The 22,739-nt window shown below is 70.6% G+C and carries 27 protein-coding genes; 16 read left to right on the forward strand and 11 right to left on the reverse strand.

Annotated features, from left to right (window positions below; all coding sequences use genetic code 11):
• The first annotated feature begins 16 nt into the window (after positions 1–16).
• Positions 17–1,615: a Na+/H+ antiporter gene (locus tag ACIBTS_RS30715; RefSeq protein ID WP_399323632.1), complete on the forward strand. Its 1,599-nt coding sequence runs from the start codon at positions 17–19 to the stop codon at positions 1,613–1,615.
• A gap of 8 nt (positions 1,616–1,623) precedes the next feature.
• Here ACIBTS_RS30715 and ACIBTS_RS30720 read toward each other — a convergent pair whose 3' ends face one another.
• Positions 1,624–2,517 carry a 1-aminocyclopropane-1-carboxylate deaminase/D-cysteine desulfhydrase gene (locus ACIBTS_RS30720; protein WP_399323633.1) on the reverse strand — a complete coding sequence of 298 codons (894 nt, stop codon included), beginning with the start codon at positions 2,515–2,517 and terminating at the stop codon, positions 1,624–1,626.
• A gap of 171 nt (positions 2,518–2,688) precedes the next feature.
• Between ACIBTS_RS30720 and ACIBTS_RS30725 the strand changes: the two genes are divergently transcribed.
• The gene (locus tag ACIBTS_RS30725; RefSeq protein ID WP_399323634.1) at positions 2,689–4,095 is read left to right on the forward strand and encodes a family 2B encapsulin nanocompartment shell protein; all 1,407 of its coding nucleotides are present in this window, start codon (positions 2,689–2,691) and stop codon (positions 4,093–4,095) included.
• Positions 4,092–5,222: a family 2 encapsulin nanocompartment cargo protein polyprenyl transferase gene (locus ACIBTS_RS30730; protein WP_399323635.1), complete on the forward strand. Its 1,131-nt coding sequence runs from the start codon at positions 4,092–4,094 to the stop codon at positions 5,220–5,222. Before ACIBTS_RS30725 ends, ACIBTS_RS30730 begins: the two co-directional genes overlap by 4 nt.
• A 194-nt stretch (positions 5,223–5,416) precedes the next feature.
• On the opposite strand, the gene ACIBTS_RS30735 is transcribed toward ACIBTS_RS30730, so the two are convergent.
• A complete protein-coding gene (locus ACIBTS_RS30735; protein ID WP_399323637.1) occupies positions 5,417–6,022 on the reverse strand; it encodes a TetR/AcrR family transcriptional regulator in 606 nt (201 codons plus the stop codon).
• A gap of 123 nt (positions 6,023–6,145) precedes the next feature.
• Here ACIBTS_RS30735 and ACIBTS_RS30740 point away from each other — a divergent pair, with 123 nt between their 5' ends.
• From ACIBTS_RS30740 to ACIBTS_RS30750, 3 genes are read left to right on the forward strand one after another with little or no spacing between them, the layout of a single operon-like run.
• Entirely contained in the window at positions 6,146–6,730 is a 585-nt protein-coding gene (locus tag ACIBTS_RS30740; protein WP_399323638.1) for a dihydrofolate reductase family protein, read from the forward strand.
• 46 nt (positions 6,731–6,776) lie between these two features.
• On the forward strand, positions 6,777–7,031 hold the full coding sequence (locus ACIBTS_RS30745) for a hypothetical protein (protein ID WP_399323640.1): 255 nt from the start codon (positions 6,777–6,779) through the stop codon (positions 7,029–7,031).
• A 51-nt stretch (positions 7,032–7,082) separates the two neighbouring features.
• Positions 7,083–7,472 (forward strand): hypothetical protein, encoded by a 390-nt coding sequence (locus ACIBTS_RS30750; protein ID WP_399323642.1) that lies wholly within the window; start codon positions 7,083–7,085, stop codon positions 7,470–7,472.
• Here ACIBTS_RS30750 and ACIBTS_RS30755 read toward each other — a convergent pair.
• The 3 genes from ACIBTS_RS30755 to ACIBTS_RS30765 are packed head-to-tail and all read right to left on the reverse strand — an operon-like array spanning position 7,469 to position 9,101.
• Positions 7,469–8,260, reverse strand: coding sequence for a VOC family protein (locus tag ACIBTS_RS30755; RefSeq protein ID WP_399323644.1), 792 nt, complete (start codon positions 8,258–8,260; stop codon positions 7,469–7,471). The genes ACIBTS_RS30750 and ACIBTS_RS30755 overlap by 4 nt on opposite strands.
• Positions 8,257–8,673: a VOC family protein gene (locus tag ACIBTS_RS30760; protein WP_399323645.1), complete on the reverse strand. Its 417-nt coding sequence runs from the start codon at positions 8,671–8,673 to the stop codon at positions 8,257–8,259. Before ACIBTS_RS30760 ends, ACIBTS_RS30755 begins: the two co-directional genes overlap by 4 nt.
• Positions 8,674–8,708: 35 nt before the next feature.
• A complete protein-coding gene (locus ACIBTS_RS30765) occupies positions 8,709–9,101 on the reverse strand; it encodes a helix-turn-helix transcriptional regulator (RefSeq protein WP_319670132.1) in 393 nt (130 codons plus the stop codon).
• Positions 9,102–9,203: 102 nt separating this feature from the next.
• Here ACIBTS_RS30765 and ACIBTS_RS30770 point away from each other — a divergent pair, with 102 nt between their 5' ends.
• Genes ACIBTS_RS30770 through ppk2 form a run of 3 tightly spaced genes read left to right on the forward strand, consistent with a single transcriptional unit; the run spans position 9,204 to position 11,573 of the window.
• Positions 9,204–10,358, forward strand: coding sequence for an anion permease (locus tag ACIBTS_RS30770; RefSeq protein ID WP_399323647.1), 1,155 nt, complete (start codon positions 9,204–9,206; stop codon positions 10,356–10,358).
• A 16-nt stretch (positions 10,359–10,374) separates the two neighbouring features.
• Complete coding sequence (locus tag ACIBTS_RS30775) at positions 10,375–10,626, forward strand: hypothetical protein (RefSeq protein WP_399323649.1); 252 nt, start codon at positions 10,375–10,377, stop codon at positions 10,624–10,626.
• 17 nt (positions 10,627–10,643) lie between these two features.
• Entirely contained in the window at positions 10,644–11,573 is a 930-nt protein-coding gene (ppk2, locus tag ACIBTS_RS30780; protein WP_399323651.1) for a polyphosphate kinase 2, read from the forward strand.
• A 52-nt stretch (positions 11,574–11,625) separates the two neighbouring features.
• Here ppk2 and ACIBTS_RS30785 read toward each other — a convergent pair whose 3' ends face one another.
• Positions 11,626–12,609, reverse strand: coding sequence for a MerR family transcriptional regulator (locus ACIBTS_RS30785; protein ID WP_399323652.1), 984 nt, complete (start codon positions 12,607–12,609; stop codon positions 11,626–11,628).
• Between the two features lie 142 nt (positions 12,610–12,751).
• Here ACIBTS_RS30785 and ACIBTS_RS30790 point away from each other — a divergent pair, with 142 nt between their 5' ends.
• Complete coding sequence (locus tag ACIBTS_RS30790) at positions 12,752–13,417, forward strand: nitroreductase (RefSeq protein WP_399323676.1); 666 nt, start codon at positions 12,752–12,754, stop codon at positions 13,415–13,417.
• Positions 13,418–13,543: 126 nt separating this feature from the next.
• On the opposite strand, the gene sodN is transcribed toward ACIBTS_RS30790, so the two are convergent.
• On the reverse strand, positions 13,544–13,939 hold the full coding sequence (gene sodN, locus ACIBTS_RS30795; protein ID WP_079664782.1) for a superoxide dismutase, Ni: 396 nt from the start codon (positions 13,937–13,939) through the stop codon (positions 13,544–13,546).
• A 145-nt stretch (positions 13,940–14,084) separates the two neighbouring features.
• Here sodN and sodX point away from each other — a divergent pair, with 145 nt between their 5' ends.
• Entirely contained in the window at positions 14,085–14,519 is a 435-nt protein-coding gene (gene sodX, locus ACIBTS_RS30800) for a nickel-type superoxide dismutase maturation protease (RefSeq protein WP_319345864.1), read from the forward strand.
• Here the strand turns inward: sodX and ACIBTS_RS30805 are convergent.
• A complete protein-coding gene (locus ACIBTS_RS30805) occupies positions 14,402–15,052 on the reverse strand; it encodes an ABATE domain-containing protein (RefSeq protein WP_079659712.1) in 651 nt (216 codons plus the stop codon). The genes sodX and ACIBTS_RS30805 overlap by 118 nt on opposite strands.
• 98 nt (positions 15,053–15,150) lie before the next feature.
• On the opposite strand from ACIBTS_RS30805, the gene ACIBTS_RS30810 reads away from it, so the two are divergent.
• Positions 15,151–15,921, forward strand: a complete 771-nt coding sequence (locus tag ACIBTS_RS30810) for a class I SAM-dependent methyltransferase (protein WP_399323655.1) — start codon at positions 15,151–15,153, stop codon at positions 15,919–15,921.
• A 98-nt stretch (positions 15,922–16,019) separates the two neighbouring features.
• On the opposite strand, the gene ACIBTS_RS30815 is transcribed toward ACIBTS_RS30810, so the two are convergent.
• The 3 genes from ACIBTS_RS30815 to ACIBTS_RS30825 are packed head-to-tail and all read right to left on the reverse strand — an operon-like array spanning position 16,020 to position 18,745.
• Entirely contained in the window at positions 16,020–16,781 is a 762-nt protein-coding gene (locus ACIBTS_RS30815) for an amino acid ABC transporter ATP-binding protein (RefSeq protein ID WP_079659709.1), read from the reverse strand.
• Complete coding sequence (locus ACIBTS_RS30820) at positions 16,778–17,740, reverse strand: amino acid ABC transporter permease (RefSeq protein ID WP_079659707.1); 963 nt, start codon at positions 17,738–17,740, stop codon at positions 16,778–16,780. The genes ACIBTS_RS30815 and ACIBTS_RS30820 overlap by 4 nt, the downstream gene beginning before the upstream one ends.
• Before the next feature lie 39 nt (positions 17,741–17,779).
• Positions 17,780–18,745: an ABC transporter substrate-binding protein gene (locus ACIBTS_RS30825; protein ID WP_399323658.1), complete on the reverse strand. Its 966-nt coding sequence runs from the start codon at positions 18,743–18,745 to the stop codon at positions 17,780–17,782.
• A 598-nt stretch (positions 18,746–19,343) separates the two neighbouring features.
• On the opposite strand from ACIBTS_RS30825, the gene ACIBTS_RS30830 reads away from it, so the two are divergent.
• The 4 genes from ACIBTS_RS30830 (at position 19,344) to ACIBTS_RS30845 (ending at position 22,648) form a co-directional block, all read left to right on the forward strand.
• A complete protein-coding gene (locus tag ACIBTS_RS30830; protein ID WP_319345765.1) occupies positions 19,344–20,573 on the forward strand; it encodes an NADP-dependent malic enzyme in 1,230 nt (409 codons plus the stop codon).
• Positions 20,574–20,754: 181 nt separating this feature from the next.
• The gene (locus tag ACIBTS_RS30835; RefSeq protein WP_399323660.1) at positions 20,755–21,720 is read left to right on the forward strand and encodes a zinc-binding dehydrogenase; all 966 of its coding nucleotides are present in this window, start codon (positions 20,755–20,757) and stop codon (positions 21,718–21,720) included.
• A 158-nt stretch (positions 21,721–21,878) separates the two neighbouring features.
• On the forward strand, positions 21,879–22,088 hold the full coding sequence (locus ACIBTS_RS30840) for a helix-turn-helix domain-containing protein (RefSeq protein ID WP_018571396.1): 210 nt from the start codon (positions 21,879–21,881) through the stop codon (positions 22,086–22,088).
• On the forward strand, positions 22,088–22,648 hold the full coding sequence (locus tag ACIBTS_RS30845; protein ID WP_399323662.1) for a Clp protease N-terminal domain-containing protein: 561 nt from the start codon (positions 22,088–22,090) through the stop codon (positions 22,646–22,648). Before ACIBTS_RS30840 ends, ACIBTS_RS30845 begins: the two co-directional genes overlap by 1 nt.
• The last annotated feature ends 91 nt before the right edge of the window (positions 22,649–22,739 follow it).

Here is a 22,739-nt window from a genome sequence, read left to right on the forward strand (position 1 = left end):
CGAGAGCGGGCGAGACATGGACGTGATGCCACTGCTGTTGCTGGTGGCCGGCAGTGCGGGGATCGCGGCGGCGGCCAGGCGCACCCCGGTGCCTGCGCCGCTGCTGCTGGTCGCGGTCGGCCTGGTGGTGTCCTACGTGCCCGGCGTCCCGGACTACACCCTCGACCCGGACGTCGTCCTGCCGCTCCTGCTGCCGCCGCTGCTGTACACGTCGGCCACCGAGAGCTCCTACCTCGATCTGCGTGCGCAGTTGCGGCCGGTGGCCCTGCTGTCGGTCGGATACGTGCTCTTCGCGACCTTCGCCGTCGGCTGGGCCGCCTACCTGCTCGTGCCCGGGCTGCCGCTGACGGCGGCGCTGGTGCTGGGCGCGGTGGTCGCGCCGCCGGACGCGGTCGCGGCCACCGCCGTGGCCCGCCGGGTCGGCCTGCCGTCCCGGATCACCACCATCCTCCAGGGCGAGTCCCTGCTGAACGACGCCACCGCGATCACCGCCTACAAGGTGGCCCTCGCGGTCGTGGTCGGCGAGGGCGCGTCCTGGGGCGGCGGCATCGAGGAGTTCCTGGTGGCGGCGGTCGGCGGCACCGTCGTCGGCCTGGTCCTGATGGCCCCGCTGCACTGGCTGCGCACCCACCTCAAGGAGCCCCTCCTCCAGAACACGCTCTCCCTGCTGATCCCGTTCGTGGCGTACGCGGCCGCCGAGCAGTTCCACGCCTCCGGCGTCATCGCCGTGGTCGTCGTCGCGCTCTACCTCGGCCACCGTGCGTGGGAGGTCGACTTCGCCACCCGCCTCCAGGAGGAGGCCGTGTGGAAGATGGTCGCCTTCGTCCTGGAGTCGGCGGTCTTCGCACTGATCGGCCTGCAGCTCCCGGTCGTCCTGAAGGGCCTCGGCGCCTACGAGGGCCTGGACGCCGCCTGGTACGCCGTCGTCCTCTTCCTCGTGGTCGTCGCGGCCCGCTTCCTGTGGGTGTATCCGGCGACCTTCCTGCCCCGGATGGTGTCGGCGCGCATCCGCGCGCGGGAGGACAACCCGACCTGGCGGGGGCCGATCGTCATCGGCTGGGCCGGCATGCGGGGCGTGGTCTCGCTCGCCATCGCCTTCTCCATCCCGCTCACCGTGAACCACGGCGACACGCCCTTCCCGCACCGCAACCTCATCCTCTTCCTGACCTTCACGACGGTCATCGGCACCCTCGTGCTGCAGGGCCTGACCCTGCCGCCGCTGATCCGCCTGCTGAGGTTCCCCCAGCCCGACCCGCAGGCCGCCACCCTCGCCGAGGCCAACGCCCAGGCACAGGCCTCCCGGGTCGCGGAGGAACGCCTGGACGCCCTGCTGTCCGACGAGCGCAACACCCTGCCCCCGCCCCTCGCCGACCGGCTGCGCAGCGTCCTGGAGCGCCGCCGCAACGCCGTCTGGGAGCGCCTCGGCCAGGTCAACCCGGTCACCGGCGAGACCGTCGACGACACCTACCGGCGCCTCTCACGCGAGATGATCAGCGCCGAACGCGAGATATTCGTCCGGCTGCGCGACGCCCGCCACATCGACGACGAGATGCTGCGGACGCTGCTGCGCCGACTGGACCTGGAGGAGGCGGCGGCGTTCCGGGAAGCGGGGTGAGCCGGGCCTCACGCGGTGAACGGCGAGCCCGTCACGACCGCCGCGAGCCGTGTCCCGCGCGGGAAGGCCCCCTCCTCGGTCAGGGCGACAAGGGCGTACAGCGACTTGGCGACATAGAGACGTTCCACGGGCACACCGTGTCGCCGCTCGAAGTCCTCGGCGAAGGCGTCGAGCTCCGGGGGCACGCGCGCGTAGCCGCCGAAGTGGAAGCGCTCGTCCAGCCGCCACTCGCCCCGCGGGCCCCCGAAGGCCTCCTGCTGCAGCGCCCGTATCTCCTCGCCCAGGAACCCGCCCTTGAGGACCGGTATGCCCAGGGCCCGCCGACCGGGGCCGAGACCGGCGGCCAGGCCCGCGAGCGTGCCGCCGGTGCCGCAGGCGAGGGCGGCCACGTCGACACCGCCGTGGTCGCGCAGCTCCTCGCCGAGCGCCCGGCAGCCGCGGACCGCCGCCGCGTTGCTGCCGCCCTCCGGGACGACGTACGCGTCCTCGGCGCCGACCGCGTCCAGCAGGCTCGTCAGCACCTCCGGCTCGGTCTTGCGCCGGTACGTCGAGCGGTCCACGAAGTGCAGCCGCATGCCGTCGGCCGCGCACCGGGCCAGGGACGGGTTCAGCGGCCGGCCGGCCAGCTCGTCGCCGCGCACCACGCCCACCGTGGGCAGGCCCAGCAGCCGTCCGGCGGCGGCCGTGGCCCGCAGATGGTTGGAGTAGGCGCCGCCGAAGGTGACGATCGTCCGCCCCGCCGCCCGCTCCAGGTTGGGCGCCAGCTTGCGCCACTTGTTGCCGATCAGCTCCGGATGGATAAGGTCGTCCCGCTTCAGCAGCAGCCCTACGCCGTGCCGCTCGAACCGGTCGTCGGCCACGTCCTGGAGCGGCGAGGGCAGGCGGGGGCGCAGGTCGGTCACCCGCTCATTGTCGAACACCGTTCGGTGAAACGTGTCTCTTCCCTGCCCACGTTGATCCATTCCCGCTCTTTCGGGTAATAGCACCTTCACGCTCCGTGAGGAAGGCTTGCTCGCGTGAACAGTGCACCGGCGCAGTTCGGCACCCGTGCATGAATCGGGAGGGTATTTCTCATGTCGGTAGGCGAAGAGGTCCGCGCGGAGTCGGGCAAGCCGCAGCAGAGTCTCGGCACGGCGGCCGCGCGGAACCTGGCCACCACGACCAAGTCCGTACCGCAGATGCAGGAGATCAGCTCCCGCTGGCTGCTGCGGAATCTGCCCTGGGTGGACGTACAGGGTGGTACTTACCGGGTCAACAGGCGCCTGACGTACGCGGTCGGAGACGGACGCATCACGTTCGTGAAGACCGGCGACCGCGTCGAGGTCATCCCCGCCGAGCTGGGCGAACTGCCCGCGCTGCGCTCCTATGAGGACGAGGAGGTGCTCGGCGAGCTCGCCCAGCGCTGCCGGCAGCGGGAGTTCGCCCCCGGCGAGCTCATCACCTCCTTCGGCAGCCAGAACGACGAGGTCTACCTCCTCGCCCACGGCCGCGTCGAGAAGGTCGGCACCGGCCCCTACGGTGACGACCAGGTGCTCGGAGTCCTCGCGGACGGAGCGTACTTCGGCGACCAGGCGCTGCTCGACGCCGACGCCATCTGGGAGTACACGGCCCGCGCCGACACCGCCTGCACCGTGCTGATCCTGACCCGGCAGGACGTCGAGCAGGTCGCGGAGCGCGCCGACACCCTGCGCGAACACCTCCAGCAACTGCGCGCGATCCCCGAGCAGCGCACCAACAAGTACGGCGAGAAGGCCGTCGACCTGGCCGCGGGCCACGCCGGCGAGCCGGACATCCCGCACACGTTCGTCGACTACGACGCCCGGCCGCGCGAGTACGAACTGAGCATCGCCCAGACCGTCCTGCGCATCCACTCGCGCGTGGCCGACCTGTACAACCAGCCCATGAACCAGACCGAGCAGCAGTTGCGGCTGACGGTCGAGGCGCTCAAGGAGCGCCAGGAGCACGAGCTCGTCAACAACCGGGAGTTCGGGCTGCTCCACAACTGCGAGTACGACCAGCGGCTCCAGCCGCACGACGGTGTGCCCAGTCCGGACGACCTGGACGAACTGCTCAGCAGGCGGCGCGGCACCAAGATGCTGCTCGCCCACCCGCGCGCGATCTCCGCGATCGGCCGCGAACTCAACAAGCGCGGGCTCGTCCCCGAGACGATCGACGTCGGCGGCAACCGGATCCCCACCTGGCGCGGGGTGCCGATCTACCCGTGCAACAAGATCCCGGTGACCGAGGCCCGCACCAGCTCGATCATCGCGATGCGTCTGGGCGAGCAGGACCAGGGGGTCATCGGCCTGCGCCAGTCCGGCATCCCGGACGAGATCGAGCCGAGCCTGTCCGTGCGGTTCATGGGCATCAACGAACAGGCCATCATCAAGTACCTGGTCACGGCCTACTACTCGGCCGCGGTCCTCGTGCCGGACGCGCTGGGCGTTCTGGAGAACGTCGAGATCGGCCGCTGGCGGTGACGTCCGCCACCAGGCGGTACCGGGGCGAGGCACGCGAAAGGCGGAGGTCCACCGGGTCCACCGGGTCCATCGGGAGTCAGGGCGACGGCGGTCCGGGACCGGCCGACGGGCATGAGGCGACGGCGCTCCTGGAGCGGTCGCGGGCCGCCGTCGACCCCGAACTGCGGGCGGCGATCGACTCGTTGCCCGGCTCGATGCGCCGGGTCGCGCTCTATCACTTCGGCTGGGAGCACGCGGACGGCACCCCGGCCGCGGACAACGCGGGCAAGGCGATCCGCCCGGCCCTCGTGCTCGCCGCGGCCTCCGCGCTCGGCGGGCCGGCGGCCCGCGCGGCGGCCGTCCGGGCGGCCGCGGCGGTCGAACTGGTCCACAACTTCACGCTGTTGCACGACGACGTGATGGACCGCGACACCACGCGTCGGCACCGCCCCACCGCCTGGACGGTGTTCGGCGACGCCGACGCGATCCTCGCCGGGGACGCGCTGCAGGCCCTCGCGCTGGGGCTGCTCGCCGGGGACCCGCACCCCGCGTCCTCGGCGGCCGTCGCCCGGGTCGCGGCCTGCGTGGTCGAACTGTGCGCCGGCCAGCAGGCGGACACGGCCATGGAGAAACGCGGCCCCGCCGAGATCACCCTCGACGAGGTCCTCGTCATGGCCGAGGCCAAGACGGGCGCGCTCCTGGGCTGCGCCTGCGCCGTGGGCGCGCTGTACGCGGGGGCGGCCGAGGAGGACGTCGAGGCGCTGGACGCGTTCGGCCGGGAGGCCGGGCTGGCCTTCCAGCTCATCGACGACGTCATCGGGATATGGGGCGACCCACGCCACACCGGCAAGCCGGCCGGCGCGGACCTCGCCGCCCGCAAGAAGTCCCTGCCGGTGGTGGCCGCGCTGACCTCAGGCACCCCGGCGGCCGGCGAACTGGCCGAGCTGTACGCGGCGCCCTACGAGCCGGCCGACCTGGACCGCACGACGCTGGCCGTCGAGCGGGCCGGCGGCCGCGCATGGGCCCAGGACCAGGCGGCCGACCGAATGTCCCGCGCGATGCACGAACTGTCCCGGGCGATCCCGAACCCGGAGTCGGCGGGCGGCCTGCTCTCCCTGGCGGAGTTCGTGACCCGACGCAGCAACTAGGGCGACGACGCGGTGGGGGTGGCGTCCCCCGCGCCGCTTGGTCCCTGAGTTCGCGTGGCCCCTGAGTTCGCGTGGTTCCTGACTTGGGGTGGTTCCTGATTTCGGGTGGTTCCTGATTTCGGGTGCTTGTCAGGGGGCTTTGTCCGGCGGGTCCCGTGCATCCCCATGGGGGGCGGGGCCCGCCGTCGTTCGGCCTACGCGGGTTTGACGTCCCCGTCCGGTACGACCGTCGCCACGATCCTCTCCACCAGGCCCTCCGGGACCCCCACGCCGGGCAGGATGCCGTTGAGGACGCCCGGCAGGGTCAGGTGCTCCAGGATCAGCCCCAGCATCGCGAGGTACAGCACGACCACGGTCTCGTCACCGCCGGGCAGGCCCGCGTCGCGGTGGAAGTCCATGCCCTGCTGGAGGTCGCCGCGCACCGAGGTGGTGTAGGAGGCACGCAGTGCCGGGCGCCGGGTGGCTTCGAGGCGCATTTCCAGGAGGGCGAGATAGCCGCTGCGGTCGTGGGTCGCGCGGGCCATCAGGTCGTGCATGAACGCCGTGACCAGGGAGCGGTCCCGCGGTCCCGCCATCAGTCTGCCGAACTTCTCGGGGTCGGGCGCCAGCCGGACGTGCAGTCGGGCGTCGATCTGCCGCAGCAGGTCGTCGCGCCCGGTGAAGTAGTTGGAGGCGGTGCCCACCGGCACTCCGGCCGCCGCGTCCACCGCCCGGAAGGTCAGTCCCCGCGCCCCCTCCCGTGCGAGCACCTCGACCCCGGCGTCGACCAGGGCCGCCCGGCGCTCCGGATTACCGGCCATGCGGAACCCCCCCTCTCACTTCGCCCCGTTTCCCGAAACGCAGGGAAACCCTCTTGCAACCACTACATCTGAAGTACTACAACTGCAGTTGTTCGAAAGTCAGCCTACGGAAAGAGCCCCGGCTTGCGAAAGCTCACGTACTTCATCGCCTGCTCCGTCGACGGGTTCATCGGTGACGTGACCGGCGACGCCACGGCGATGCTCTCCTACGTCGACGAGGAGTTCTTCGACTTCCTCAAGACGGAGTATCCGGAGACCCTGCCCACCCACGGCCGCCGACCGCTCGGCATCGACGACCTGCCCAACCGGCGGTTCGACACGATCATCCAGGGCCGGGCCAGCTACGACCTGGCTCTGAAGGACGGCATCACCAGCCCCTACGCTCACCTGCGCCAGTACGTCGCCTCCCGCACCCTCGCCGAGTCGCCCGACCCGGACGTCGAGATCATCGCCGACGGCCTGCTCGACAAGGTCCGCGCGCTCAAGGCGGAGGACGGCGACCTCGACATCTACCTGTGCGGCGGCTCCCGCCTCGCGGGCGAGCTGTGCGACGAGATCGACGAACTGGTCATCAAGACCTACCCGCTCGTCTACGGCACCGGCATGCCGATGTTCGGCGCCGGGCTCGACGTCGCCCGCTTCACCTTCGGCGGCGTGCGCTCCTTCGGCAACGGCGCGGTCGTACGGACGTACAGCAGGGAACGCTGACGTACGACGGGGGGCGCTCGGGTGCGGGCCGCCCTACTCTGAGGGCATGGACAGGGAACAACGTGTCTGCCCCGCCTGTGGACAGCCCGTGCAGTCCGTCGTCCGGCGGCACAAGACACTGGGCGCGTGGGTCCCGCGCTGGGTGCCGGGCCCGTGCCACAACCCGGACTGCGAGGCGTACGTGGAGCCGGGCGCCCGGCCCGACGCGTACGAGCCCGACGCCTCCAGTGCCGATGCCGTCGGGCCCGACGCCGCCGAGCCAGACCAGGAGCCCGGAGCGCCCACCGCCCGGAGCTCGTGACAGGACCGGTCGGCCTCCGGCCGCACCCGCCCTGCCGCTACCGTGACCCCCATGACGCATGACGGGGGAGACGGGGATGTGACCGCGGCCGGGGCCGGGGCTGGATCGGGCAGAGGCCGGCGCCGGGGGTGGCGATGGGCCGTCGGGGTGTGGGTGGCGGCCGTGGCCGTCGGGGCCGGACTGACGTTGTGGCTGCAGGACTCCACCGAACCCCCGGCCCGACAGCCGAACGGCCGACACGCACCCCAGGAGTCCGCCGCTCCGCTGCTCCATATGGACGTGGACGGCGACGCCCTGTGCAACAAGGCCAAGGCCAAGGACAAGGCCGACAACGAGGGCGACGGCGACGGCGAGGGGGACAGCGGGGGCGAGGAGACGCCGGACGGCCAGGCGACGACCGACCGCCTGATCGTCGTCTGCGCGTGGCCGACGAACGGTTAGTCGCTCGCCCGCGGCAGCCCGCCCGTCTCCGCGTCACGTCCGGTCAGGCAGTACAGGCCGCCGGCCGGGTCGCGCAGCACCGTCCAGTGGGGGTGGCGGGCGACGAGGACCGCGCCGAGCCGTTCGTGGCGGACGCGCACCGCGTCGACGTCCGGGCCGCAGGCCAGGTCGAGATGGGCGCAGGCCGAACCCCCGCCCCCGGGCCGCTCCTCGTCGAGCCGCTGGAGCAGGATGCGAATCGGCAGGCCGGGCGGCGGCTGGACCACATGGAACTCGGGCCGGGAGCCGGGCCGGGACGGCCAGTCGGGCAACAGGCCTGCCCAGAAGGCGACTTCGGCCTCGTACGCCGACGGCGGGATGTCGACGCACACCTGGTCCAGGCGGCTGCCGGCCACCACGGGCGGCCGCACGGTCTCCCCGTGCCACGGCACCGCGCAGAACAACTGCCCCGCGGGGGAGCGCAGTACGGCCCACCCCTCGTATGCGGCGGCCGGCTCGGCGCCCAGCTTCAGCGCCTTCTCCACGAACCCGGGCACGTCCTCGACGGCGAAGTCGAGATGCGCGCCGCCGTCGCCGTCGGCCACCCCCTGGACCTTGACGCAGGGGTCGGCGCCCTCCGCGAGCAGGGTCGCGAACTCCCCGTCCTCACCCCGGAGTTCCGACAGCGTGGTGTCCGTGACGGCGGTCCAGAACGCGCAGGCCCGCTCGAAGCGCGCGGCGGGCCGGTCGACGAAGGCGTAGGTCCACCGGACCGGCCCGCTCGCCGACCCCTTCACCGTTGCGCTCATCGGGGCTTCGACTCCATGAACCGCAGCATGTTCCCCGCCGGGTCCCGGAACGCGCAGTCGCGCACCCCGTACGGCATGTCCATCGGTTCCTGGATCACCTCGGCGCCGGATTCCCGGACACGGGCGAAGAGGGCGTCGCAGTCCTCGGTGGTGAAGTTGACCCCGCGCAGCACGCCCTTGGCCAGCAGCTGCTCCATCGCCTCCCGGTCCGCCGGGGAGAGATCGGGGTTCGCGGCGGGCGGCTCCAGGACGATCGACACGTCCGGTTGCAGCGGCGACCCGACGGTCACCCACCGCATCCCCTCGTACTTGACATCGTTGCGGATCTCCAGGCCCAGGATGTCGCAGTAGAAGGTGACGGCCCTGTCGTGGTCGTCGACAGCGATGAAACAGGTGTGCAGTTTCAGGTCCATGGGGCCAACCTAAGGTCGATGCGGGCGCTACGTCGTCACGTCCGCCTCGGACGTGTGTACGCTCGCACCACACAGGGCGGGATCTCCGCGCTCTCCTCGTGCGAGCGGGCCCGATAGGAGCTCGGCGTCTCGCCCACCAGCTCGGTGAAGCGGGAGCTGAACGAGCCGAGCGAGGTACAGCCGACCGCCATGCAGACCTCCGTCACGGTCAGGTCGCCGCGGCGCAGCAGGGCCTTGGCGCGCTCGACCCGGCGGGTCATCAGGTAGCCGTAGGGGGTCTCGCCGTAGGCCTCGCGGAAGCTCCGCTGGAAGTGGCCCGGCGACATCAGCGCGGTGCGCGCGAGGGCGGGGACGTCGAGCGGCTCGGCGTACTCACGGTCCATCCGGTCGCGGGCCTGCCGCAGTCGTACCAGGTCCTCGAGGGTCACCACGCCAGCATCGCACGATCCTCACCTGGCGGGTGCGAGGACCTGGAACAGGCTTTGCCTTCAGTTCGCCTCTCGTATGAAAGCGCTTGTTCCCATGAGGGAATGGACCACATCACGTTCCTCGTGGCGGTCGTCATCGTCACGGCTCTGGCCTTCGACTTCACCAACGGATTTCACGACACGGCGAACGCGATGGCCACCTCCATCGCCACCGGCGCGCTCAAGCCGAAAACTGCGGTGCTGATCAGCGGAGCCCTCAACATCGTCGGCGCCTTCCTGTCCACGGAGGTCGCCAAGACGATCTCCGGCGGCATCGTGGACGACACCCTCGTCTCCCCGGGGATGATCTTCGCGGGGCTGATCGGGGCGATCCTCTGGAACCTGCTGACCTGGCTGGTCGGGCTGCCGTCCAGCTCGTCGCACGCCCTCTTCGGCGGGCTGATCGGCGCGGTGTGGGTCGGCGCGGGCTCGCACGGCGTGCACTTCGACAAGGTTGTCGAGAAGGTGCTGATCCCGGCCGTGGCCTCGCCGCTCGTGGCGGGTGTCGCCGCCCTGATCGCCACCTACCTCGCGTACAAGCTCACCGCCCGCGCCCGCAGGCAGTCGGTCACCAAGGGCTTCCGGCTCGGTCAGATCGCCTCGGCCTCGCTGGTCTCGCTCGCGCACGGCACGAACGACGCGCAGAAGACCATGGGCGTCATCACCCTGACCCTGATCTCGGCGGGCGCGCTCGGCCACGACGCCGGCCCGCCGGTGTGGGTGATCGCCTCGGCCGGTCTCGCCATCGGCCTCGGCACCTATCTGGGCGGCTGGCGGATCATCCGCACCATGGGCAAGGGCCTCACCGAGATCCAGTCCCCGCAGGGCTTCGCCGCCGAGACCGCCTCCACGACCGTCATCCTCACCTCCGCCCACCTCGGCTTCGCCCTGTCGACCACGCAGGTCGCCTCCGGCAGCATCCTCGGCGCCGGCCTGGGGCGGCGCCTCGCGGAGGTCCGCTGGGGCGTCGCGGGCCGGATGGTCGCCGCCTGGCTGATCACGCTGCCCGCCGCCGCGCTGGTCGGCGGCGTCTCCGCGAGCGTGGTCAAGCACGGCGGCAACTTCGGCACGGTCGTCGTCGCGCTGGCGGGCGCCGCCGTGGCCGCGGGCATCGTCGTCCTGTCCCGCCGCAACCCGGTGCACGCGAACAACGTCAACGACACCCACGAGGTCAACGTCCGCACCGCGCCGCCGGCCGGCGTCGGCACGGCCGCCTGAGGAAGGGAGAGTTTCGATGCATCTGGACTGGAACGCACTCGGCCAGGTCACCGCGGTGAGCATCGGCGTCACCGTCGCCGTGGTCGTCGTCTTCGCCTTCGGCGTGCTCGGCCTCGCCCGTGTGGAGGGCGCGCGCGAGCAGCGCGGCGGCGCCGGGCGGAGCGGCGGCACGTCGTCGCTCGGCATGGCCCAGGCGGGCCTGTGCTTCCTCGCGTGCGCGGCCGTGGTGGCGTACGGGATCTATCTGATCGTGCCGCAGTTCCACTGAACCGGAAGGAGAACGAGATGGCGACGCCGCCCCTGCTGTCCGAGCTGGCCGACCTGAGAGTCGACTACAGCGATCACGACGACCCTGTCCTCGTCCGGCCGGACGGGAGCCTGGTCGACACCTGGCGGGAGAACTACCCGTACCCGCACCGCATGGAGCGCAACGAGTACGACCTGCACAAGCGGCTCCAGCAGATCGAACTGCTGAAGCTGCAGAGCTGGATCAAGGAGACGGGACGCCGGCTCGTCATCGTCTTCGAAGGACGGGACGCGGCAGGCAAGGGCGGCACCATCAAGCGGTTCACGGAGCACCTCAATCCGCGCGGCGCCCGGGTCGTGGCGCTGGAGAAGCCCACCGAGCGCGAGCGCGGGCAGTGGTACTTCCAGCGCTACGTCGAACAACTGCCGACCGCCGGCGAGATCGTCCTCTTCGACCGGTCCTGGTACAACCGGGCCGGCGTCGAGCGGGTCATGGGCTTCTGCAGCGACGACGAGTACCAGCGCTTCATGCGCCAGGCGCCGCTGTTCGAGCGGATGCTCGTCGACGACGGCGTGGACCTGATCAAGTTCTGGTTCTCGGTGTCGCAGGGCGAGCAGCGCACCCGGTTCACGATCCGTCAGATAGACCCCGTGCGGCAGTGGAAACTCAGCCCGATGGACCTCGCCTCGCTGGACCGCTGGGACGACTACACCGCGGCCAAGGTCGCCATGTTCCGCGAGACGGACACGGCGTACGCGCCCTGGACGGTGGTCAAGAGCAACGACAAGAAACGGGCCCGGGTCGAGGCCATGCGCAGCGTGCTCGCCCGATTCGACTACGCCGACAAGGACGAGGAGGTGGTCGGCGCCGCCGACCCGCGCGTCGTGGGCGCGGCGGCGGGCCTACTGGAGGCAGGCGAGGACGACACGGCCGACGGCGCCGCCACCGGCGCCGTTGCCGTCAGCTGACGCACCGACCGACCGCCAGGCCCGACCGACTGCCCGGCCCGCGTGGGTCAGGTCAGCTCGGTCGGGAGGCCTGTTTCACTTCTCGGGCTACGGCCCAGGCGTTTCCCACCGGGCCCATGTGTGCGAGCTTGTCGGGGTTGATCACCACGCGGATCGTCCGGATCCGCCCGTCGAGCACGTCGAGTGTCAGGGCCTGGAGGACCTTGCCGTCCCGGTCTCGGAAGATCGCGCCCGGCTGCCCGTTCACCTCGTGCTGTTCGAACGTCACGTCGACCCGGGCCATCCGGGGGAAGACGGACGCGAACAGCCGGGCCACGTTCCGCGCGCCCATGACGGCCCTGGCCAGCTGCGGGGCCTTGCCGCCGCCGTCGCCGACCACCGACGCGTCGGCGGCGAGCAGGTCCTGCAGCCCGATGACGTCGGACACGTGGCGCGCCTGGTCCTCGACCGCGCGCCGAAGACTCGCGCGAAAGCCCGGGTCGAGCATCAACTCGGCCAACTCCGCCCATGCCTCGACCTGCTCGTCGGTCGGGTCGTCGGGAAGTTCGGGCGTCAGGGAGCGTCGGACCCCGGCGTGGACGTCACCGCCGTCGAGATCCGTGAAGACGCCGGTGAGGAAGTCGTCCGTCAACCGCCGACGTTCGTCTTCGGTGAGTCGGGCCAGTCGGTGCATGCGTGCCGTCTCCTCGGGGGTGTGTCCGCGCTTGGCCACGGCCGTCAGCACCGCCCGCCGCAGCCGCAGGACGCCGATCTGTACGTCCAGCGCGGCGGCGTGCTGCGCGGCGACGTCGCCGAGCGTCAGCTCCCGGTCGACGACCTGCCGTATCACGTCGAGGCCGAGCCCCAGCTCACGCAGCGTCCGCACCAGCGCCAGCCGGGCGACGGCGTCCGGGCCGTAGCGGCGGTAGCCGGCGGGCGTGCGCTCGGCCGGCGTCACGATGCCGCGATCGGAGTAGAACCGGACGGTCTTGACCGTCAGCCCGGTGCGCCGGGCCAGTTCACCGATCGAGCAGAGAATGCCGCCGTCGCCGTCCACGCCCTCATCCTCGACGCTCCCCCCCGGGGGAGACTCAAGCGGACCCGGTGAAAGGCGAACGCCGAAAGGAGCGTGCCGCGTTGAGCGCCGCCCGGGCACCAGCACTGCAAGGAGCCTCAACAGGGTGAGAGGGCGAGAAGACGTGGATGTGTACGAAGCCGTGGACAGTCGCCGGGCCGTGCGGGCGTTCAGCGATGAGCCGGTACCCAAAGCGGTACTCGAACGAGTGCTGGCCGCAGCGACGCGGGCTCCGTCGAGCGGGAACCTCCAGCCGTGGCATGTGTACGTCGTGGTCGGCGAGCCCTTGGCCGAACTGAAGAGGCGCGCGACGGCCAGGGCACTCGTGGGTGAGCCGGGTGATGAGCGGGAGTACCCGATGTACCCGGCCGAACTGACCTCGCCGTACCTTGACCGCTTTTCCGCCGCGGCGGCCCAGCGGTACAAGGCGCTGGGGGTCGAGCGCGACGACCGCGACAGGCCCACAAAGATCGCCGCCTTGAACTCGGAGGCGTTCGGGGCACCGGTCGTGCTGTTCTGCTACCTCGACCGGACGATGGGGCCCGGGCAGTGGGGGGACGCGGGGATGTACCTGCAGACGGTCATGCTGTTGCTGAGGGCGGAAGGGTTGCACAGCTGCCCCCAGGTGATGTGGACGATGTACCGCAAGACGGTCAGTCAACTGGTCGGAGCCGATGACGGGCTCGTGCTGTTCTGCGGTGTCGCAGTGGGGTTCGAGAAGGAAGGCGTGCCGCGGCCGCGTACGGGGCGGGCGGACCTGACAGAAACGGTGAGCTTCATCGGGGTGTGACCGCTGGCTGACTTGTGGGCCGCCGAACGCCGAAAGGGGCCGGTCGTGTTGCGGACCGGCCCCTTCTGGAGGCTTTCCCGGGCCGCGGTGGTGCACCGGCCGCGGATCGGAGCACAGGAGCGTGCCTCAGGCCTTCTTGGTCTCCCAGAAGATCTTGTCGATCTCGGCGATGAGCTCCAGGGCCTTCTCACCGGTCTTCGGGTCCGTCGAGCCCTTGGCGGCCGACAGGGCCTTCAGGGTGTCGTTGACGAGCTCGTGCAGCTGGGGGTACTTCTCGAAGTGCGGGGGCTTGAAGTAGTCGCTCCACAGCACGGAGACGTGGTGCTTCGCGAGCTCGGCACGCTGCTCCTTGATGACGGTGGCGCGCGCCTGGAAGTGCGGGTCGTCGTTGGCGGCCATCTTTTCCTGGACGGCCTTCACCGACTCCGCCTCGATGCGGGCCTGGGCCGGGTCATACACACCGCAGGGCAGGTCGCAGTGTGCGCTGACCTTGACCTTGGGGGCAAACAGGCGGGAAAGCATGGAGCATTCCTTCCTCGTGATCGTCTTCTCAGGTGGGACATTACTCCCTGAGGGACGGCTTTTGGCGGGTGCCCCCATGGGCTTAGGACAAAAGTCCGGGGTCAGACTGGGACTGGTGGAGGAACGGACCGGGGAGGTGCCGGCGATGCCGGAGCTGTCGCAGGAGACCGAGCAGGGGAGGGCGGTCGCGTCCTTCGGGGTGGCCGAGGTGACCGGGCCGTCCATGGTGCCCACGCTCTACCACGGGGACCAGCTGGTGGTGCAGTACGGGGCCAGGGTGCGCGCCGGTGACGTCGTCGTGCTGCGGCATCCCTTCCAGCAGGACCTGCTGGTGGTCAAGCGGGCCGTCGAGCGACGGGACGGGGGGTGGTGGGTGCTCGGGGACAACGCGTACGCCGGAGGGGACAGCACCGACTACGGGACCGTGCCCGACGAACTGATCCTCGGCAAGGTGCGGCTGCGCTACCGCCCGCTGAAGTCGGGCCGGCGCTCGCCGCTGGCGCTGGTGCGCTGGGCGCTGTCGGCGGCCAGGCCCGTGACGGCCGTCCGGTCCGCCTCCAGGCGCTTGCGGGCGCGGTAGGCGGCCACGTTGGCGCGGGTCGCGCAGCGGTCGGAGCAGTAGCGCCGGGAGCGGTTGGTGGAGGTGTCGAGGTAGGCGTTGCGGCAGGGGGCCGCCTCGCACAGACCCAGACGGTCGACGCCGTACTCCGTGAGGTGGAACGCCAGGCCCATCGCCGCGATGGCCGCGTAGCCCGCCGTCGCGTTCGACGGGTGGTCGGCCAGGTGCATGTGCCACAGCGGCCTGCCGTCGTCGTCGCGGAAGTCGTGGCCGGAGATCTGGGGGCTCACCGGGAACTCCAGGAGGAGGGAGTTCAGCAGGTCCACCGCGAGGGTCTCGTCGCCGCCGTCGGCCGCCTCGAAGACCGCGCGCAGCCGGCCCCGGACCGAGCGGAACCGGGTGACGTCGGCGTCGGTGGCCCGGCGGGCCGCCGACTGGTTGCCGCCGAAGAGGGCGCGGACGGCCTCGACCGAGGTCAGGGCGTCCTTGCCCCGGGCCGGCTCCTCGCTGTTGACGAGGCGCACGGCGTAGTCCGAGTAATAGGCCAGTTCCACTTGTAGTCCTTACGGTGGCGCTCTATGGTCGGGGTGCGGGCGGAGTAACGGCCGTTCGTGCTTCCAGGGTATTACGTGACATGCGGCGGAGGGTTGCGATGACGGACGCGCAGACGACCACGACCGGCACCGACTGGGAGGCCTGGCAGCGGAGCTGGGACCGCCAGCAGGAGTGGTACATGCCCGACCGCGAGGAACGCTTCCGGATCATGCTCGACCTGGTGGAGGCGCTCGTCGGACCCGCCCCGCGCGTCCTCGACCTCGCCTGCGGCACCGGCACCATCACCGCCCGGCTGCTCGCCCGCCTCCCCGAGGCCACCAGCACCGGCCTCGATCTCGACCCGGCGCTCCTCACCATCGCCGAGGGCACCTTCGCGGGGGACGACCGCGTCACCTTCGTGACGGCCGACCTCAAGGACCCGGACTGGCCGGCCCGCCTGCCGTACGACTCCTACGACGCCGTCCTGACCGCCACGGCCCTGCACTGGCTGCACAGCGAACCCCTCGCGGCCCTCTACGGTCAGGTCGCGGAACTCGTCCGCGACGGCGGTGTCTTCATGAACGCGGACCACATGATCGACGACACGACGCCCCGGATCAACGCGGCGGAGCGCGCCCAGCGTCACGCCCGTATGGATCAGGCCAAAGCGGGCGGGGTCCCGGACTGGGCCGAATGGTGGCAGCTCGCCGCCCAGGACCCGGTCCTCGCCGCGCCGACCGCCCGCCGCTTCGAGATCTACGGCGAACACGCCGACGGGGACATGCCCTCGGCGGCATGGCACGCGCGCGTGCTGCTCGCGCAGGGCTTCGGGGAGGCCCGCCCGGTGTGGGCGTCCCCTTCGGACACGCTGTTGCTCGCGCTGAAGTGACCGACCTGCGGGCGGCCGCCCCGGGCCCCCGGCCGGGCGCCCGGCGCTGAAAGGGGCGGTACGGGAATCCCGTACCGCCCCTTTCGCCGTCGTGCGCGCTACAGCACCTTGGACAGGAACGCCTGCGTCCGCTCGTGCTGCGGGTTGGTCAGGACCTCGCGCGGGTTGCCGGACTCGACGACCACGCCGCCGTCCATGAAGACCAGGCTGTCGCCGACCTCGCGGGCGAAGCCCATCTCATGGGTGACGACGACCATCGTCATACCGGACTCGGCGAGGTCGCGCATGACGTCGAGGACGTCGCCGACCAGCTCCGGGTCGAGGGCCGAGGTCGGCTCGTCGAACAGCATCAGCTTCGGGTCCATGGCCAGCGCCCGGGCGATGGCGACGCGCTGCTGCTGGCCGCCGGAGAGCTGCGAGGGGTAGTTCCCGGCCTTGTCGGCGAGGCCGACGCGGTCCAGGAGCTCCCGCGCCCGCTCCCTGGCCTGGGCCTTGCTGACGCCCTTGACCTGGACCGGGGCCTCGATGACGTTCTCCGCCGCCGTCATGTGCGGGAACAGGTTGAACCGCTGGAACACCATGCCGATGTCCCGGCGCTTCAGCGCGACCTCGCTGTCCTTGAGCTCGTACAGCTTGTCGCCCTTCTGGCGGTAGCCCACCAGGTCCCCGTCCACGTAGAGACGGCCGGCGTTGATCTTCTCAAGGTGGTTGATGCACCTGAGGAACGTGCTCTTGCCGGAGCCGGACGGGCCGATGAGGCAGAACACCTCGCCGTTCTTGACCTCCAGGTCGATGCCCTTGAGGACCTCGACCAGGCCGAAGGACTTGTGGACGCCCTCCGCCTTCACCATCGCGGTCATGCCGTCCTCCTCGAGGATCCGAACAGGTTCGCCCTGATCTTCTGGAAGACCGTGGGCGGGAGGCTGCGGCTGGAACCGCGGGCGTAGTAGCGCTCCAGGTAGTACTGGAAGACGCTGAAGATGCTGGTCATGACCAGGTACCAGATCGAGGCGACGAAGAGCAGCTCCATCACGGCGTACGACGACGAGCCGATCACCGAGGTCGAGCGCAACAGCTCGTTGTACGTGACGACGTACACCAGCGACGAGGTCTTCAGCATGTTGATGAACTCGTTGCCGGTCGGCGGCACGATCACCCGCATCGCCTGCGGGATGACGATCCGGCGCAGCGTCTTGCCGTGGCTCATGCCGAGCGCGTGCGCGGCCTCCGTCTGACCCTCGTCGACGGCCAGCAGGCCGGCCCGGCAGATCTCGGCCATGTAGGCGGCCTCGTTCAGGCCGAGGCCCAGCAGGGCTGCCATGAACGGCGTCATGACGTCCACCATCTCGTCCTTGTAGATCGGACCGAGATTCAGCACGGGGAAGATCAGCGCCAGGTTGAACCACATCAGCAGCTGCACGTACACCGGCGTGCCGCGGAAGAACCAGATGTACAGCCACGCGATGGTGCTGGTCACCGGGTTCTTCGACAGGCGCATCACGGCGAGGAGGACGCCCAGGACCACGCCGAGCAGCATGGCCAGGATGCTGATCAGCAGGGTGCGGCCGGCGCCCGCGACGACCGTCGAGTCGAACAGACTGTCGGACACCGCGTGCCACTGGATGTCGCCGTTCGCGAACGCGTTGACGAGCAGCGCGAGCAGCGCGACGACGATCACGGCGCTGACCCAGCGGCCGTAGTGGCGTACCGGGATCGCCTTGATGGCCTCCGGAGGACCGGAGAACGCCGACTCCTTCGAGACCGGCGGGGTGTCCTCGGGTGGCGCGCCCTCGGAGGACTTCTGGAGCTTGTCAGTCATGGGGACTGCCCTTCAAAGGCTTCAGGAGGTGCGGGTGGATCACTTGCCGCCGTTGACCGCGGCAGCCTTGATCGCGCCGCTCTGGGCGCCCCACTTCTCCAGCACCTTCTGGTACGAGCCGTCCTTGATGATCGCGTCGACGGCCTCCTTGAGGGCGTCGCGCAGCTGGGTGTTCTTCTTGTCGACGACGATGCCGAACGGAGCGGCCTCGTACTGCTCGCCGACGACCTCGAAGCTGTTGCCGCCGTCGGCCTTGCGGGCCAGGTCGACCGCGACCGGGTAGTCGTTGACGCCGGCCACGGCGCCGCCGGACTTCACGCGGGTCTGGGCCTCGGTGTCGTTGTCGAACGACTCGATCTTGAGGGCCGCCTTGCCGCCGGTCGTGCAGGCCTTGGCCTGCGTCTGCAGGGCCTCTTCGTACGTGGTGCCGCGCTGCACGGCCACCGTCTGGCCGCAGAGGTCCTCGATGGACTTGATGCCCTTCGGGTTCCCCTTCTTGACGTAGATGGCGGTGCCGGCGGTGAAGTAGTCGACGAAGTCGACGCCCTCGCCCAGCTTCTTGCCCTTGTCGTCCAGGCCTTCCTGGCGCTGCTTGTTGTCCGTGATCGACGACATGGCGATGTCGTAGCGGCCGGTGTTGACGGCCGTGATCAGGCCGTCGAAGGCGCCCGAGGTGAACTTGAACTCGACGCCGAGCTGCTTGCTGAGCGCGGCGGCGATGTCGGGGTCGACGCCCACGATCTTGCCGGCCTCGACGGACTCCATCGGGGCGTACTCGGCGTTGGTGCCGACCTTGATGACGCCCGCCTTCTGGATGCCGGCCGGGAGCTTCGAGAAGAGGGGGGCCGCGCTGCTGCTGCTCGACTCCGAGGTGTTGCTGCTGCCGCCGCCATTGGTCTGGTCGCCGCAAGCGGTGAGCAGCAAGGCGCCCGCGACCGCGAGGGATCCGACCGCTGCCAGGCGGGTGCGCGCGGCGGTCGTGCGACGGGTGGAGCTTGCGGTCATGGTGGGTTCCTCCGGCGGATGGATGGAGATGCCGATGGGTCGACAAAAGCCGATGGGTCGACGAGAACACACACCTTTGGGTGTCGCGACCTCGTGTGATTACCGCATCTTGCCATTCGGACGGCGGCAATCAGGGGGCCACCCATGTCAAAATCGGATAACGGGCGACCCCCGAACCGCATCACTCCGGTACATCACGACCGGACGGAGCCGGACCATCTGCGGGAATCTCCCGTTCCGGCCGAAAGATCTTCGGTTCATCTCGTCATGTGATCGTTTGGGTGTGGTCCCTGTGGCATGAATCATGTCACTCGCGTGTTGCTCGCCGTGTCGCTCACCATGTCACTCGTGGTGACCACTGTCGAAGGTCAACAGAGCGAGGGATGTGACCTTGCACGGAATGGACTCGTCGGCCGTGGTCTCCGTCCGGTAAGAAGGTTTTTTACACCCCTCATCCGGGGCTCAGGGCGCGTGTGCGGCGCGCCCGACGCGCAGGCGCCCGTACGCATCACCTCGTGGGCCCTGTGCGATGCCCGCCCACTTCTCAATCAGGAGTGGCCACCCTCAAACACCATGAACATCTAAGGGGTAAGACACAGTGGCAGCGGAGATCGTCAATCCTCGCAGCGAGAGCGCCGACCGAGCGGGCCAGGAGGGTGGTGCGGAGCCCCTCGACTCGTTCGACCCGGTGTTCGCGCTGCACCGTGGCGGGAAGATGGCCGTGCAGGCCACCGTCCCCGTCCGTGACAAGGACGACCTGTCCCTCGCCTACACGCCCGGCGTCGCGCGCGTGTGCACCGCGATCGCGGAGCAGCCGGAACTGGTGAACGACTACACCTGGAAGTCGTCCGTCGTCGCCGTCGTGACCGACGGCACGGCCGTCCTCGGGCTCGGGGACATCGGTCCGGAGGCCTCCCTTCCGGTCATGGAGGGCAAGGCCATCCTCTTCAAGCAGTTCGGCGGGGTGGACGCGGTTCCGATCGCGCTCGCCTGCACGGGCGTGGACGAGATCATCGAGACCGTGGTGCGGCTCGCTCCCTCGTTCGGCGGAGTGAACCTGGAGGACATCTCGGCGCCGCGGTGCTTCGAGATCGAGCGCCGGCTCCAGGACGCGCTCGACATCCCGGTCTTCCACGACGACCAGCACGGCACGGCGATCGTGACGCTGGCCGCGCTGCGCAACGCCGCACGGCTGAGCGGGCGGGGCATCGGTGAGCTGCGGGCCGTCATCTCGGGCGCCGGCGCGGCCGGTGTCGCCATCGCCAGGATGCTGGTCGAGGCCGGCATCGGGGACGTCGCGGTCGCCGACCGCAAGGGCCTCGTCTCGGCGGACCGGGAGGACCTCACCGACGTCAAGCGCGAGCTGGCCTCCTTCACCAACAAGGCCGGGCTGAGCGGGTCGCTGGAGGACGCGCTGGCCGGCGCCGACGTCTTCATCGGCGTCTCCGGCGGTACGGTCCCGGAGGCGGCGGTGGCTTCGATGGCCGAGGGTGCGTTCGTCTTCGCGATGGCCAACCCGAACCCCGAGGTGCATCCGGACGTCGCCCACAAGTACGCGGCGGTCGTCGCCACCGGGCGGTCGGACTTCCCCAACCAGATCAACAACGTGCTGGCGTTCCCGGGGATCTTCGCCGGGGCGCTGCAGGTGCGGGCGTCGCGGATCACCGAGGGCATGAAGCTCGCGGCGGCGGAGGCGCTGGCCGGGGTCGTCGGGGACGATCTCGCGGCGGACTACGTGATTCCGTCGCCGTTCGACGAGCGGGTCGCCCCCGCGGTGACCGCGGCGGTCGCCGCCGCGGCTCGTGCCGAGGGCGTCGCTCGCCGCTGATGCGGCTGTGAATGGCCCCGTCCGTCCGGGCGGGGCCACTTCCGCGCTCCACCTGCCCCTTCGGGTGGCTGCCGTGACCGGCCCGCGAGGAGAGCGCCCGGACCGGCCGACTTCGCAAGAGGGCATGTCTCACAGCGGCGTCCGGTTTCGCCGACCCCGCCCGCGGCCTATCGTCGGCTGCATGTTCGCCGCCTACGCCGCCCGCATCGACCGCGATCAGCCGCTTTCCGGACTGGAGTTGGGGGAGCTCCCGGCCCCCGTGGTCCGGCCGGGCTGGAGCACCGTCCAGGTCCGGGCCGCCTCCCTCAACCATCACGATCTCTGGTCGCTTCGAGGCGTCGGCCTCCCGGAGGACCGGCTGCCGATGATCCTCGGCTGTGACGCCGCCGGGATCGACGAGGACGGCAACGAGGTCGTCCTGCACTCCGTGATCGGGCAGACCGGGCACGGGGTCGGGCCCAAGGAACCCCGGTCCATCCTCACCGAGCGCTACCAGGGCACCTTCGCCGAGCAGGTCGCCGTGCCGACCTGGAACATCCTGCCCAAGCCCAAGGAGCTCTCCTTCGAGGAGGCCGCCTGTCTGCCCACGGCCTGGCTGACGGCGTACCGGATGCTGTTCACCAACGCGGGGGTGCGACCCGGCGACTCCGTGCTCGTCCAGGGCGCCGGCGGCGGTGTCGCCACCGCGGCGATCGTCCTCGGCAAGGCCGCCGGGCTGCGGGTCTTCGCCACCAGCAGGGACGAGGCCAAGCGGAAGCGGGCGCTGGAACTCGGCGCCGTCGAGGCGGTGGAGCCCGGTGCGCGGCTGCCGCAGCGGGTGGACGCCGTCATCGAGACCGTCGGCGCGGCCACCTGGTCGCACTCGGTGAAGTCGCTGCGGCCCGGCGGCACGCTCGTCATCTCCGGCGCCACCAGCGGTGACCGGCCCTCGCATGCCGAGCTCACCCGGATCTTCTTCCTGGAGCTGAAGATCGTCGGCTCCACCATGGGCACCAAGGACGAGCTGGAGGATCTGCTCGCGTTCTGCGCCGCCACCGGTGTCCGCCCCGTCATCGACGAGGTGCTGCCGCTCGACCGGGCTCGCGAGGGCTTCGAACGGCTCGCGTCCGGCGACCACTTCGGAAAGATCGTGCTCACCCACGGCTGACGGCCTCTCCGCAGGCCTATCCGCCTGCCTGTCTGTCTGCTTGTCCGTCTGCTTGTCCGTCTGCTTTGAGGCGGGCCCGGGGATCCGGGCCCGCCTTTCGCATGCCGTTCTTGTCAACTGTGGTTGACATGGCTCTCATGTCAATGTAAGTTGACATCATGACCGAAGCAACGGATCTCGCCGAGCGGGCCGGCGACCGCGATCCACGGGTCGGCCTGCGTGCCGTCGCCGCACTGCGCCGACTGCTGGAGCAGTTGGAGGCGGTGCAGGTGCGCAGTGCGCGCAATCAGGGCTGGTCCTGGCAGGAGATCGCCGCGGAACTCGGGGTCAGCAGACAGGCCGTGCACAAGAAATACGGGAGGCAGTGATGTTCGAGCGGTTCACGAAGGACGCCCGGGCCGTGGTGCAGGCGGCGGTGACGCATGCCGAGCGGGCCGGGGCGGAGCGGGTCGAGGAGGGGCATGTGCTGCTCGCGCTGCTCGACCATGAGGGCAGCCGAGGCTCGTTCGCGCTGGCCTCGCTCGGGCTGCCGCCGGGCCGGCGCGAGGGCGTCGTACGGGATCTGGGCGAGGTCCGCCGCCGGGGCGGTCTCTCCCGCGCCGACGCGGACGCCCTCTCGGGGCTGGGCATCGACGTCACGGAGATCGTCTCGCGGGTCGAGGAGGCGCACGGGGAGGGGGCGCTGGCCGCCGACGGCGGCGCAGTTCCCGGCGGACGCTTCCTGAATCGACGGCCCTTCGACCGCGGGGCCAAGGACCTGCTCACCGACACGCTGCGCATCGCCGTGGGCCGCCGCGAACGGTCCATCGGCGACGAGCACCTCCTGCTCGCCCTGACCGCCCGCCGCGGGGCCCCGTCGGAGATCCTCGCCGACCACGGCGTCACGTACAGCTCCGTCACACGAGTACTGGACGGCGACCGTTCCTAGGGCGTGTTTCGAAAGTCCCGTCTGGCCCGCGACGCCTGGCACGGCGCCTCGCCGCGTTGTCGGGATCGTCCGCGTACGCCCAGTACGCGGA

This window comes from Streptomyces sp. NPDC050121 (assembly GCF_044460385.1).
In the GTDB taxonomy this organism is placed as follows: Bacteria; Actinomycetota; Actinomycetes; order Streptomycetales; family Streptomycetaceae; genus Streptomyces; species Streptomyces soliscabiei.